12 protein-coding genes are annotated in these 11,943 nt (G+C 72.5%); 6 read left to right on the plus strand and 6 right to left on the minus strand.

Translation table 11 applies throughout. From position 1 onward, the window contains the following. The 3 genes from AB0M59_RS50185 to AB0M59_RS50195 all read right to left on the minus strand — a co-directional run. On the minus strand, positions 1-1,512 hold a 1,512-nt coding region (locus AB0M59_RS50185; RefSeq protein ID WP_364630399.1), incomplete at its 3' end, for a sugar ABC transporter ATP-binding protein. Position 1,513: 1 nt separating this feature from the next. Beyond that, positions 1,514-2,557, minus strand: coding sequence for a sugar ABC transporter substrate-binding protein (locus tag AB0M59_RS50190; RefSeq protein ID WP_364630402.1), 1,044 nt, complete (start codon positions 2,555-2,557; stop codon positions 1,514-1,516). Continuing rightward, positions 2,499-3,533: an ABC transporter permease gene (locus AB0M59_RS50195; RefSeq protein WP_364630405.1), complete on the minus strand. Its 1,035-nt coding sequence runs from the start codon at positions 3,531-3,533 to the stop codon at positions 2,499-2,501. Before AB0M59_RS50195 ends, AB0M59_RS50190 begins: the two co-directional genes overlap by 59 nt. Before the next feature lie 104 nt (positions 3,534-3,637). Here AB0M59_RS50195 and AB0M59_RS50200 point away from each other — a divergent pair, with 104 nt between their 5' ends. From AB0M59_RS50200 to AB0M59_RS50215, 4 genes are read left to right on the plus strand one after another with little or no spacing between them, the layout of a single operon-like run. Continuing rightward, positions 3,638-4,393 carry an SDR family oxidoreductase gene (locus tag AB0M59_RS50200; RefSeq protein WP_364630408.1) on the plus strand — a complete coding sequence of 252 codons (756 nt, stop codon included), beginning with the start codon at positions 3,638-3,640 and terminating at the stop codon, positions 4,391-4,393. Positions 4,394-4,416: 23 nt separating this feature from the next. Beyond that, positions 4,417-5,799, plus strand: coding sequence for a GMC oxidoreductase (locus tag AB0M59_RS50205; protein ID WP_364630411.1), 1,383 nt, complete (start codon positions 4,417-4,419; stop codon positions 5,797-5,799). Between the two features lie 53 nt (positions 5,800-5,852). Continuing rightward, positions 5,853-6,623 (plus strand): IclR family transcriptional regulator, encoded by a 771-nt coding sequence (locus AB0M59_RS50210; RefSeq protein WP_364630414.1) that lies wholly within the window; start codon positions 5,853-5,855, stop codon positions 6,621-6,623. Positions 6,624-6,645: 22 nt separating this feature from the next. Then, positions 6,646-8,295 (plus strand): DUF885 domain-containing protein, encoded by a 1,650-nt coding sequence (locus AB0M59_RS50215; RefSeq protein ID WP_364630417.1) that lies wholly within the window; start codon positions 6,646-6,648, stop codon positions 8,293-8,295. A gap of 97 nt (positions 8,296-8,392) precedes the next feature. On the opposite strand, the gene AB0M59_RS50220 is transcribed toward AB0M59_RS50215, so the two are convergent. The 3 genes from AB0M59_RS50220 to AB0M59_RS50230 all read right to left on the minus strand — a co-directional run bounded on the left by AB0M59_RS50220 (position 8,393) and on the right by AB0M59_RS50230 (position 10,524). Then, complete coding sequence (locus tag AB0M59_RS50220) at positions 8,393-8,809, minus strand: hypothetical protein (protein ID WP_364630420.1); 417 nt, start codon at positions 8,807-8,809, stop codon at positions 8,393-8,395. 8 nt (positions 8,810-8,817) lie between these two features. Beyond that, the gene (locus tag AB0M59_RS50225; protein ID WP_364630423.1) at positions 8,818-9,306 is read right to left on the minus strand and encodes a hypothetical protein; all 489 of its coding nucleotides are present in this window, start codon (positions 9,304-9,306) and stop codon (positions 8,818-8,820) included. Positions 9,307-9,405: 99 nt separating this feature from the next. Then, a complete protein-coding gene (locus AB0M59_RS50230) occupies positions 9,406-10,524 on the minus strand; it encodes a helix-turn-helix domain-containing protein (protein ID WP_364630426.1) in 1,119 nt (372 codons plus the stop codon). 115 nt (positions 10,525-10,639) lie between these two features. Here AB0M59_RS50230 and AB0M59_RS50235 point away from each other — a divergent pair, with 115 nt between their 5' ends. Next, positions 10,640-11,500 carry an alpha/beta fold hydrolase gene (locus AB0M59_RS50235; protein WP_364630429.1) on the plus strand — a complete coding sequence of 287 codons (861 nt, stop codon included), beginning with the start codon at positions 10,640-10,642 and terminating at the stop codon, positions 11,498-11,500. Between the two features lie 128 nt (positions 11,501-11,628). Continuing rightward, positions 11,629-11,853 (plus strand): hypothetical protein, encoded by a 225-nt coding sequence (locus tag AB0M59_RS50240; RefSeq protein ID WP_364630432.1) that lies wholly within the window; start codon positions 11,629-11,631, stop codon positions 11,851-11,853. Positions 11,854-11,943: the final 90 nt, after the last annotated feature.

Consider the following 11,943-nt stretch of genomic DNA (forward strand, 5'->3'; position numbering starts at 1 on the left):
AATTCGCGCCTTCACCTCTTGTGCTCCCCCCCGCCCCCCGGCGGGGAGTGGGCCCCCCCCCCCCCCCCCACACCCCCCCCCCCCCCCCCCCCACCCCGCGTTCATCGCCACGCTCAGCGCGCGTTCGGACAGCTCCGAGCGCGTCAACCGCGCCACCACCCGGCCCCGCTGGAACACCAGCACCCGGTCGCACAGCTCGCACAGTTCCGCCAGGTCCGTCGACGCCAGCACGACCGGCTTCCCCGCCGCCGCCAGCTCCGCGATCACCGCGTGCATCTCGGCTCGCGCGCCGACGTCGACGCCGCGGGTCGGGTCGTCCAGCACCAGCAGCAGGGGATTGGCCTCGAGCCACTTCGCGAAGACCACCTTCTGCTGGTTGCCGCCGGACAACGTGGCCACGAGGTCGTCCGGGCCGCCCCGGATCCGCAGCCGCTCGATGTGCCGGCGGGCGGCCGCGCGGTGGGCTTCGCGGCGCAGCCACCAGCCACCGCGGCCGGCTCCGAGCCAGGTGGCGGCGCTGGTGTTGCGCCACACGGGCTGATCGAGCATCAGGCCGTAGCGTTTGCGGTCGCTCGGGACGAACGCGATCCCGGCCCGGACCGCGGCGCGGACCGAACGCGGCGCGGGCCGGCCCCCGATGTGGACCCGGCCGTGGCCCGGCGGCCGCCCGGACAGCGCGGCGAGGACTTCGAGGTGTCCCGCACCTTGCAGGCCGGCCAGACCGACGATCTCCCCTTCCGCCACGGCGAAGGCGGGCTCCTCGACCACGATCGCGGGCGGCCGGGGCCGGGGCGGCGAGGTCCGGGAAGCGACGGGAGCGAGGGCGCGGTCTCCCAGCATCGCCGCCACCACGCCGTGCAGGTCCACCGACTCCTTCTCGACGCCGTCCAGCACCACGTGGCCGTCGCGCAGCACCGTGATCCGCGAAGCGATCCGCAACACCTCCTCCAGGAAGTGCGACACGTACAACACCGCCACCCCACGCGCGACGAGCCGCCGCAGCACGCCCATCAGCCGCGTCACGGCCTCGGCGGGCAACGCCGACGTCGGCTCGTCCAGGATCAGCACCGCCGGGTCCCGCAGCAGGGCCCGGCCGATCTCCAGCAGCTGCTGGTCGGCCAGCGTGAGCGAACCGGCCCGGGCGTCCAACGGCACGTCGAGTCCCAGCTCCGCCAGCACCGGCGCCGCGCGCGAAGCCAACCGCCGCCGGTTGAGCAGGAACAGGTTCTCCAGCACCGTCAGGTCGGGGAACACCGCCAGCTCCTGCGCCACCAGCGCGACCCCGCGGCCGACCGCGTCGCGAGCGGACGAGAACGCCACCGGCGAGTCGCCGAGCGACAGCGAGCCCACGTCCGGCCGGAGCACCCCCGACAGGATCTTCACCAGCGTCGACTTGCCCGCACCGTTCTCCCCCACCACCGCGTGCACCTCACCGGGGGCCAGCACGATGTCCACTTCGGACAGTGCGGTGACGCCGCCGTAACGCCGGGTCAGGCCGGTCGCACGCAGCACCTCAGCGAGCCTCGGTCAGCGGCCGCACCAGGCCCGCCGGGTTCGCCAGCAACCGGTCGATCTCGGGCTTGTAGAAGTCGTACGCCGCCTGCGGTGTCAGCTGGCGCTTGAGCACCACGTCGATGTTCGACGAGTCGACCACGAGGCCCGGCGTCTTCAACCAGCCCTGCGGGAGCGGCTTCTTGTCCTTCACCGAACGGATCAGCAGCGCGGTCACGACGTAGCCCTTGAGGAAGTGCTCGGGGTCGATGGTGACGAAGTCGAGGCCGTCCTTGACCCCCTGCAGCGTCTTCGCGTCGACGTCGGCGCCCGCGACGAGGTACTTGCCGCTCTCCGCCTGCTTGATCTTCGCGAGGTCGTAGCTGTCCGCGTCGCCGACACCGAGGAACGCCAGCGCCGACGGGTTCGCGTGCACCAGCGCGGACCACGCGCCGTAGTTCTGGTTCGGGTCGCTGTAGGTCTGGAACGGGCCGAGCACCTTGATCCCGGGCGCCTTCGCCGCCAACGTCTCCTTGATGCCGCGAGCGCGGTTGTCCAGCACCGGCGTCCCGGGGTTGGGCACGCCGACCACGACCGTGCCGGAAGGGTTGGCGGGCAACCGCTTCAGCAACTCCTGCGCCAGCTGCGCGCCGAGGTCGTAGTTGTCGTTGCCGACGTAGAAAGTGACCTTGCTGCCGTCGGTCGGCGCGGTGTCGAGCGCGACCACCGGCACCCCGCGGTCGATCGCGGTCGCGGCCGGCCGGGTGAAGATCGGCGGGTCGAGGTTCATCAGCACCACGCCGTCCGGGTTGGTCTGCGTGAGGTTGGTGAACAGCTGCTGCTCGGCCGGGCCGTCGGTGTTGGGCGGCCCGACGGCCTTGAAGTCGACGCCGCCTTCGTGCTGCGCCGCCATTTCGGCCCCTTCGACCATCTCGTGGGCGAAGTTGAGGCTGATGTTCGCGACGGCGATGCCCATCTTCAACTGGCCGCCGCCGGAACCGCCGGAGCTACCGCAGGCGCTCAGCGTCAGGCACGTGATCAGGACCAGGACCGGGATCCGTTTCATGGGTTCTCCTGCGAGGGGACCGGCCGCGCGTGCGGCGCAGCACACTGTCGAAGGCGACGGCGACCAGGATCACCGCGCCGGTGGCGAACGTCGTCCAGTTGATCGGCACCTGCAGGAACACCAGGCTGGCCGCGACGGTGGTGAGGATGAGGTTGCCGAGCACCGCGCCGGGCACCGAGCCGCGCCCGCCCGCGAGCGGGGTGCCGCCGATGATGCACGCGGCGATCGCGGTCAGCTCGTAGCCGTTGCCGACGGTCGGGTCGCCCGCGGTGAAGAACGCCAGCCCGAGCACGGCCGCGACGCCGCCCATGAACCCGGACAGGCCGAGCGCGGCGATCCGCGTCCGGGCGATCGGCAGGCCGCTGAACTCGGCGGCGTCCGGGTTCGACCCGACGGCCCGCACCCGCGCCCCGAACCGGGTCCGCGTGAAGACCACCGTCAGCGCGATCGTCGCGACCAGCAGCACCCAGACCGACGTCGGCACGCCGGCCAGGTCGCCGCCGAGCACGCTGAAGAACGCGTGGTCCAGCGGCATACTACTGATCTGCTTGCCGTCGGCCAGCGCGAGCGCGGCGCCGCGGAAGAGCAGCGCGGCGGCGAGGGTGACGATGAACGACGGCAGCCGCAGGTACGTCGTGATCGCACCGTTGAGGCAGCCGAGCACGGTCGCGACCACCAGGATCGCCGGCAGCGCCAGCCACGGCGACCAGCCGTCGCGGATCAGCACGGCGCCCAGCACGATGCCGAGCGCGTACTGCCCGCCGAGCGACAGGTCGACCTCGCGCATCGCGAGCGGGAACACCATCCCGCAGGCCATCAGGCCGACGTAGACCGAGCTCTGCGCGGTGGAGAGCAGGTTGACCGGGCGCAGGAAGTCCGGGTGCGCCAGCCCGACGACGCCCACCAGGACAGCCAGGACCAGCACGACGCCGAGCTCGTCGCGCAGGATGTGGCGGTACCACGGGGTCGTGGACATAGCCGCGAAGGTCACCAGGCGGGCACGGGTTCGGCAAGACGCGCGTTTCGGTGGGTGAAACGGTGACCTTGTCGCGACCGGGCGCCGGCCGCCACGCTGCCGCCATGCCGTCCACCAGCCGGGTCGCCAGCCGGATCGCCGTCGTCACCGGGGCCGCGCGCGGACTCGGCCAGGAGTTCGCCGTCACCCTCGCCGGGCTCGGCCACCGCGTGGCCGGCTGGGACGTGGACAACCAGGCCGAGACGTCCGCGCGGGTGGTCGCCGCGGGCGGGGAGTTCCTGCCGGTGACGGTCGACGTGACGCACCCGGTCGCCGTCGAGGCCGCGGTGGAACAGGTCGTGGACGCGTTCGGCGCTCTGCACATCGTGGTGAACAACGCCGGGATCTACCCGCCGATCGCGTTCGAAGAGACCACTGTGGACGATTGGCGCCGGGTGATGCGGCTGAACCTGGAGGGGCCGTTCCTGGTGACGCGGGCCGCGCTGCCCCACCTGCGGGCGGCCGGCTGGGGCCGGGTGGTGAACATCGTGTCGGCGGTCGTCTTCCTCGGTCCGCCGGACCTGGTCGCGTACACGACGTCGAAAGCGGGCTTGGTCGGCTTCACGCGCGCACTGGCCAACGCGGTCGGCGCGGAAGGCATCACGGTGAACGCGATCGCACCCGGGTTGACGACGACGGCGACGGCCGCCCGCACGACCGGTGCCGGGGGCGGGTTCGAGCGGGTCCGGGCGCGGCAGGCGGTGCCGCGCACCGAGAGCCCCGCGGACGTGCTGTCGACGCTGCGCTACGTGTGCGACGAGGGCAGCGGGTTCTTGACCGGGCAGACGCTGAACGTCGACGGTGGTTCGGCGTTCCACTGAATCAGCGAAAGTGACGGGGTGCCGTGAGCGAACTGCTGGGCGCCGGCGAGGCGGCCGTCGTGACGCGGGTCTGCGAGCTGCTCGTCCCCGGCTCGGCCGCCGCCCGGCCGGACCGGTACCTCGCCACGACCCTGTCCGCCCTCACCCCGGCCGAGGAGGACGCCGTGCACGCCGCGATCGGGGTCATGGCCGGGGTGACGAGCCCGCCGGCGCTGGCGAGGGTAGCCGGAAGCGCCGCCTTCGACCGGTTCCGCCTGCTGGCGATCGAGGCGTTCTACGGCGACCACACCCCGCCGGGCCGGCGGGGGCCCGACCGGGCCGACGTCCTGGTCGTCGGCGCGGGCGGCGGGGCGATCGCCGCGGTGCTGGCCGCGCGTGGGGCCGACGTGCTGCTGCTCGACAGCGGACCCGGCCGCGCCTGTTTCGTGTCCACGGCGGATGAGGAGCCGATCGGGCCGCCCACCGCTTCCGGCCCGGCGAAGGCCGAGCGCGCGCCCGCGTCCGACGTCGCGAAGTTCCACGAGCACACCGGGCTGCTCGGCGCGGCGGGCCCGTTCGGGCCGGCCGACCTCGAACCGTGGTACGAACGCCCGGTGCCGGCGTCGGGAGCACGGGTGCGCCGGCGGCACGAGGTCCGGCGCGTCCTCCTCGACTCGTCGGGGCCGCGCCCGAAGGTCACCGGCGTCGCCTACACGTGCGACGGGGGCGACGGCGTACTGCGCGCCCCGGTCGTCGTGCTCGCCGCCGGCCCGCTCGCGACACCCCGGATCCTGTTGCACACCCACGAAACCGCCGAGATCGACGCACCGTCGGCGCGGTTGACCGGGCGAACGCTGGGCCTGCGCCCGGCCCGGCTGGTGTACGGCCTGCTCGCCCGGTCACCGGAACCCCACGCGGGCGCGGGGTTCGCCGTCGAACCGGCCGCGTTGCCCGGCCCGGTCGCCTTCGCCGCGAGCCTCGTCGACCCCGGGCGCCGGCCGCTGTGGGGCGGGCGGCTGGCCGAGGTCATGCGCGGTTATCCGGATTGGACGGGCCTGCAGGTGCCGGTCACCGACGACAACACCGCTGTCGCCGACCTCGGCGTCGGAGACGCGGTCGTCGTGGGCAAGCGGTTCTCGACGGCCGAGCGGCGACGGCTGGCCGGGGCGCTGGAGTTCGCGGTGGAACACCTGCGCGCGGCCGGGGCCCGGGATGTCGTGTGGAGCGGGCTGTTCGCGGCGCACCCGCAGGGCGGCGCGCCGATGGGCGACGACCCGGCCCGCTCGGTCGTGGGCCCGGACGGGCGGTCCCACGACGTCGACGGCCTGTACGTCGCCGACGCGTCGCTGCTGCCGGCCGTGCTCTCGGTGGCCCCGGAACTGACCGTGCTGGCGCTGGCCGCGAAAGTCGCCGAGGCGATCCGGTGACCGCTCGGCTCAACGACGTTGCCTCGCCCCCGCCACCGGATCATCATCACGGGATGAGCGGCCCGCCGAAGTCCGTCCTCGCCCGCGGCCTGACGCTGCTGGACGCGTTTTCCTACGCCGACACGACGCTCTCCCTCGCCGAGCTGACGGCGCGGACCGGCCTGCCGAAGCCGACGGTGTACCGGCTCGCCGCCGAACTGGTCGGCTGGGGCGGGCTCGAACGCACCGACGGCCGGTACCGGCTCGCCATGAAGCTGTTCGAGCTCGGCCAGCGCGTGCCGCGGCGGCGCGACCTGCGCGAGGCAGCGCTGCCCTACCTGGAGGACCTGTACGAGGCGACGCACGAGAACATCCACCTCGCGGTCCAGGACGGCCCGCACACGCTGTTCCTGGAGAAGGTGAGCGGACGACGGTCGACGCTGATCGAGTCCGGCGTGGGCGGGAAGCTGCCGCTGCACTGCACCGCGACCGGGAAGGTGTTCCTCGCCCTCGGCTCGCCGGACTACTTCCGCCAGTTCGCCGTCGCCGGGCTGGCGCGCTGGACGCCGCGCACGATCGTCGCGCCCGGGCGGCTGCGGCAGGAGCTGACCCGGGCGGCGGAGAGCGGCTACGGCGTCAACCACGAGGAGTACGAAGTCGGCGTGTCGGCGGTCGCCGCGCCGGTGTTCGACGCGCGGCGCCAGGTGCTCGCGGCCCTGTCCATCACGGGCAACGCGGCGAAGCTGGACCTCGACCGGCTGGCCCCGGCGGTGCGGACCGCGGCCCTCGCGCTGTCGCGGGAACTCGCGCTCGCCCCGGTGCGAAATCCCCTGGATCGAGGCTGAGCGGCGCCGACAGAATGGGGAGATGACCTCCGAAGCGAGCGCGCTGGCCGACGAACTCCTGGACGTCCTGGGCACCTGGGTGCCGCTCGAAGCGACCATGGTGGGCATCCCCGGCCACGACACCGAGCTGACCGACCCCGGCGAAGCCGCGCAGCGGGAGATTCGCGACCGCGCCGCCGGCATCCTCGCGCGGGCCCGGGCGTCGGCGGACCCCGACCAGGTGACGCTCGGCGTCGTCGTCCAGCAGGCCGAGGCCGTGGTCACCCAGCTCGACGCGCGGACCGTGGAGTTCACCCTGGCCGACCCGATGTTCGCGACCGGCATCAGCCACCTGTTCTTCCTGCCGCAGCTCACGCCGTCCGGCGAACGGGCCGAGGAGGACTACCTGACCCGGCTGGCCGCGCTCCCCGCGTTCTACGACGCGTTGGCGCAGCGCCAAGGAGCCGGGCTTCGCGCGGGCCGGACGCCGGTCGACCGCATGGCGCGCAACGCGGTCGCGTTCCTGGACCGGTTCCTGGCCCAGGAGGAGGTGTTCGCCCAGCCGCTGACCGGCGACCGCGGCGAGCGCCGCGACCGGCTGGTGGCCGAGGTGGTCCGGCCGGCTTTGGTGCGCTACCGCGAGTTTCTCGCCACCGAAATCGCCGGGCACGGCCGGCCCGACGACCAGCCCGGGCTTTGCTGGCTCGAAGACGGCGAAGCGCACTACGCGGCGCTGGCGCGCATGCACACGACCACCGACCACACCCCTGAGGAACTGCACCAGCTGGGCCTCGACGTCCTCGCCGGGCTCGAGGCCGAGTACGCCGAGATCGGCGGCCGGGAGTTCGGGCTGACCGACCCGGCCGAAGTCCGCCGCCGGCTGCGGACCGACGAAAGCCTCCGCTGGCGCGACGCCGAGGAGATGCTGGAGACCGCGCGCGCCGCCGTCGCCCGCGCGACCGCCGCGGCGCCGGACTGGTTCCACCGGATGCCCCGCGCCGAGTGCGTCGTCCGGGCCGTCCCCGAAGCCGACGCGCCCGCCGCCGCCCCGGCGTACTACTTCCCGCCCGCCCTCGACGGCTCGCGCCCGGGCATCTACTTCACCAACGCGCACGAGGTGCGGACGCGCGACCGGTTCATCGCCGAGACCGTGGCGTTCCACGAAGGCGTGCCCGGGCACCACTTCGAGACTTCGCTGGCGCTGGAGCTGACCGACCTGCCGCAGCTGCGGCGGATCGCGCCGGTGACCGCGTACAGCGAGGGCTGGGGCCTCTACACCGAACGGCTCGCCGACGAGATGGGCCTGTTCTCCAGCGACCTCATGCGGCTCGGCATGGTCGCCGAGGACTCGGTGCGTGCCGCGCGGCTGGTGGTCGACACCGGCCTGCACGCCCTGCGCTGGACGCGCGAGCAGTGCGTCGAGTTCCTCCGCGCGCACACCGTGCTGAGCGAGGTCGAGGTCCAGTCCGAGACGGACCGGTACATCGAGAGCCCCGGCCAGGCGCTGGCCTACATGACCGGCCGGCTCGAAATCCTGCGCCTCCGCCGGTTCGCCGAGGAGAAGCTCGGGGAAGCGTTCGACATCAAGGACTTCCACGACGTCGTGCTCGGCGGTGGGCCGCTGCCGCTGACGGTACTGGGCGATGTGGTCCGCGCCTGGGCCGGCCAGGGTCGCGCATCCGAGGTCCGCTGACAGCGCGGCGGCGCGTGCGAACGTCTTGAATGAGTCATTCAGGACCTCCGAAGACCTGAATGACTCATTCAAGACCTTTGGTCCGCGCCTGGGCCGGCTAGTGCTGCATGCCGTAGGACTTCTGGCACGGGTAGCCGTCGCCGGTGGCCGACCAGCTCGCCGGGTAGCCGTTCTGCGCCCAGGCCGCGTACGCCTGCGGATAGCTGTAGCCGCGCGCGTGGAGCCACTGGCACGGCGTCTGCCCGGCCGCGGGGGTGATCGCGATCCAGGGCTGGGCGTAGATCCAGCTCGACTGGGCGTACCACTGACCGCTCGCCGGGGCGTACACCTTCTGCGGCACCACGGCGGTCACCGTCTGCGTCGGCGGCGGTGCCACCGTGACCGTCGGCGTGCTCGGTGCCGTGGTGACCACCGTCGAAATCCCCGCGGGGGCGGCGGTTCCGGCGACCGGCACCCCGCACGCGGCGAGGGCGAGCACGCAGGAAAGGGCGGCGGTGGCGCGGAAGAGGCGCATTTGCTGGCTCATTTCGTCCGGGTCATGTGACTGCCGGCGAGGACGCCGCCGGAAACGGTGTAGGTGCCGGAAAACGTCCGCGTACTCCCGTCGGTCTGCACGGCCGACAGCACGACCGAGACCGTGCTCCCCCGGACGCCGGTGACGGTCACCGTGTCCCACGCCGTCGTCGCGAAACCGTCGGCGTACTTGGCGAACCCGCCGCCGCCGGCGATGCGGCTGCCGCCGAGCGACCACGCCGTCACGAAGTCGCGCCGGTTGATCGCGTCGTAGTACGCGATGACCGTGCGCGCCTCCGCGGTGTCCGCCGGTGCGACGTACGCGGGCGGTTGCTGCACGTACACCGTCTGCGGCGCCGCGGGTACGGCGATCACGGCCGTGCTGGTCGTCGGCGCCGGTGGCGCGGCGACCGGTACGGGCACACCGACGACCGGCGTTCCACAAGCGGCAACGCTCACCGAGACCAGGGTGGCGACGAGAATTCGGGCGGCTTTCATGGGAATCAGCTTCTTCCGTCTCCGCCTCCTGGAATCGGCCGTCCGGCCGGATCCGCAACGGATTCGCGAGAACGCGACGTAAGCGTTATCCCGTGATATTCACCCGTTCTGCCGCACGATGTCGTAAGCCGTCATCGCGGCGGCCAGGTGGCGGGCGTCCGCGGGCCGCGTCGCGTCGTAGCCGGTGATCAGCTGGATCCGGCCCAGCCGGTAGGTCAGCGTGTTGCGGTGGATGTTCAACGCCGTCGCCGCTTCGCCGCGGTTGTAGTCCGACGTCACGAACGCGCGCAGGGCGTCGATCAGGTGCGGGTGGTCCTCGAGCGGGGCCAGTACGAGCGCGAGCGCTTCCCGCGCCGGGCCCGGTTGCGCGAGCTGGTACTCGATGGCCAGGTCGGCGAGCCGGTAGAGCCGGGCCGGGCGGCGCAGGTTCTCCGCCAGGGCCAGGATTTCCACGGCTTCGGAGTGCGCGGCGGGGATGTCCGACCGGGTTTCCGCGTGGGCCGCGGCGGCCGTGCAGCGACGGCCGCAGATCTCGTCGACCCGGGCCGCCACGGCGTCGGCCGCGACGCCGGCCGGGACGAGGAGCACCCCGCCGTCACCCTTGAACGTCACCAGCACGCCCGGCTGGGTGTCCAAATCGGACCGGACGGCGCGGAAGAGGTCCGTCGCCGCCCGGGATCCCGCCGACGCGGGCTGCGCCGGAAGGTGGAACACCACGACGTCGTAGCTCTCCGCCAGCTCGCGGCGGCGCACCGGCCGGCCGGCGAGCAGGCTCGCGGCGAGGTTCTGCCGGTCCTCCCGGTGCTCCCAGTCGAGGTCGTCGCGCTCGCGCAGGTACGCCTCCGCGACCCGGGGCATCACCTCGCCGAGGAAGTCCAGCATTCGCGCGCCGAGCACGGCACGGTCGCCGTCCACCAGCTCCCACGCCACGCTCGCGGCCAGCGGGTAGACCTTCAGGACGGCTTCGAGCGGCAGGCCGTCGCGGGCTCGTTCCGCACCCCAGGCGATCGGCAGGGACAGCTCGTCGGACGTCGGGCGCCGGTCCTCGGCCACCGTGGTCAGGAACAGCTCGAACACCGCGGCCGCGTTGGCGACCAGGTCGCCCTCCAGCACGGTCGCCGGAAGCAGCCGGTACGCCGGGATCTCGGCGGCGCACCGCGCCATCATGGCGGCCGCGATCTCACCCGATCGAGGGAACAGCTCGGCCACCGGATCCATGCCACATTGTCACCATGCACAAACGCTGACGGCAAGTTTCTGCGCTTTTTGCCAGCAGACAGCGTTGATCAAGGCGCGCATGCTGTGCATAGCAACCAGACGAGAGGACTTCGCGATGGGGCGGGGAACGAAACGATGGCTGGCCGGGCTCGGGATCGCGAGCCTGCTCGCCCTGGGCGCGGCGGCGCCGGCCCAAGCGGCCACCGGTGGCAACAACGACTTCGGCTGCCGCCCGAGCGCGGCCCACCCGAACCCGGTCGTGCTGCTCCACGGCACCTTCGCCACCTACTACGAGGACCTCAACTTCCTCCAGGCCGACCTGGCCGCCCGCGGCTACTGCACGTTCTCCCTGACCTACGGCGCCTACCCGCAGTTCCCGTTCGTCGGCGGGCTGAAGCCGGTCGCGGAGTCGTCGCTGGAGATCAAGAACTTCGTCGAAAAGGTCCGCGCGGCCACCGGCGCGGCCGAGGTCGACGTCGTCGGCCACTCCGAGGGCGGGCTCCAGTCGATCTACCTGGCCAAGATGCAGGGCATCCAGAGCGAGATCGGCAAGGTCGTCGCGATCGCCCCGCCGACGCACGGCGCCAACGCGTCCGGGCTCCTGACACTGGCCTACACGCTGCTCGGCAAGTCCACCTGGGACTCCATCGTCAAGACGATCGGCCTGCCGATCTTCGCCGACGAGCTGGACGGCGGCGCGGCGATCGTCGCGCTCAACACCGGCCCGGTCGCCCAGCCGGGCATCGACTACACGATCATCACCTCCCGCTACGACGAGCTGGTGACGCCGACCGAGACATCGTTCATCCGCGAGCCCGGCGTGCACAACCGCTACGTCCAGGACTCGTGCCCGTTCGACCCGGTCGGCCACATCGGCGAGGCCTACGACCTGAACGTGTGGCACCTGGTCCGCAACGCCTTGGACCCGGCGCACGCTGCCCCGATCAGGATCTGCGCGGTGGGCTCGCCGGGCTGACGGGAAACCACCCTCCACTGTGGACGGCTACGCATTTCGCGGGTACCACCTCCGACGAGAACGCGATTCGTAGCCCGTTCACCCCTCCGTCGCACTGGTATTCTCGGTACGCGGAGAGGGTGGTTCCCATGTCCCGGAAGAAAGCGTTCTTCGTGCTCACCGTCGTCGCGGGGCTCGCGGCCGCCGGGCTGAGCGCCGCGGCGGCGCGGCAGCCCCGCCCGGCGCCCGGCCCCGAAACCGCCGTGGAGCACCGCAACACCCAGAGCCCGGCCGAGGTCGACCGCCACTGGACGCCCGATCGTTTCCGGCAGGCCGACGAGAACATGCGCCACCAGAGCGGTCCGGACGACTAGTGTGTCGCGTCTGAAATTCGTGGGTTAGGTGTCTATGCTGGGTGGATGTCTGATGCGGGTCGTTCTGCTGGCGAGTTTGTGTTGAGCGAT

Origin of the sequence: Amycolatopsis sp. NPDC051371 (assembly GCF_040682155.1) — a bacterium.
Lineage (GTDB): Bacteria > Actinomycetota > Actinomycetes > Mycobacteriales > Pseudonocardiaceae > Amycolatopsis.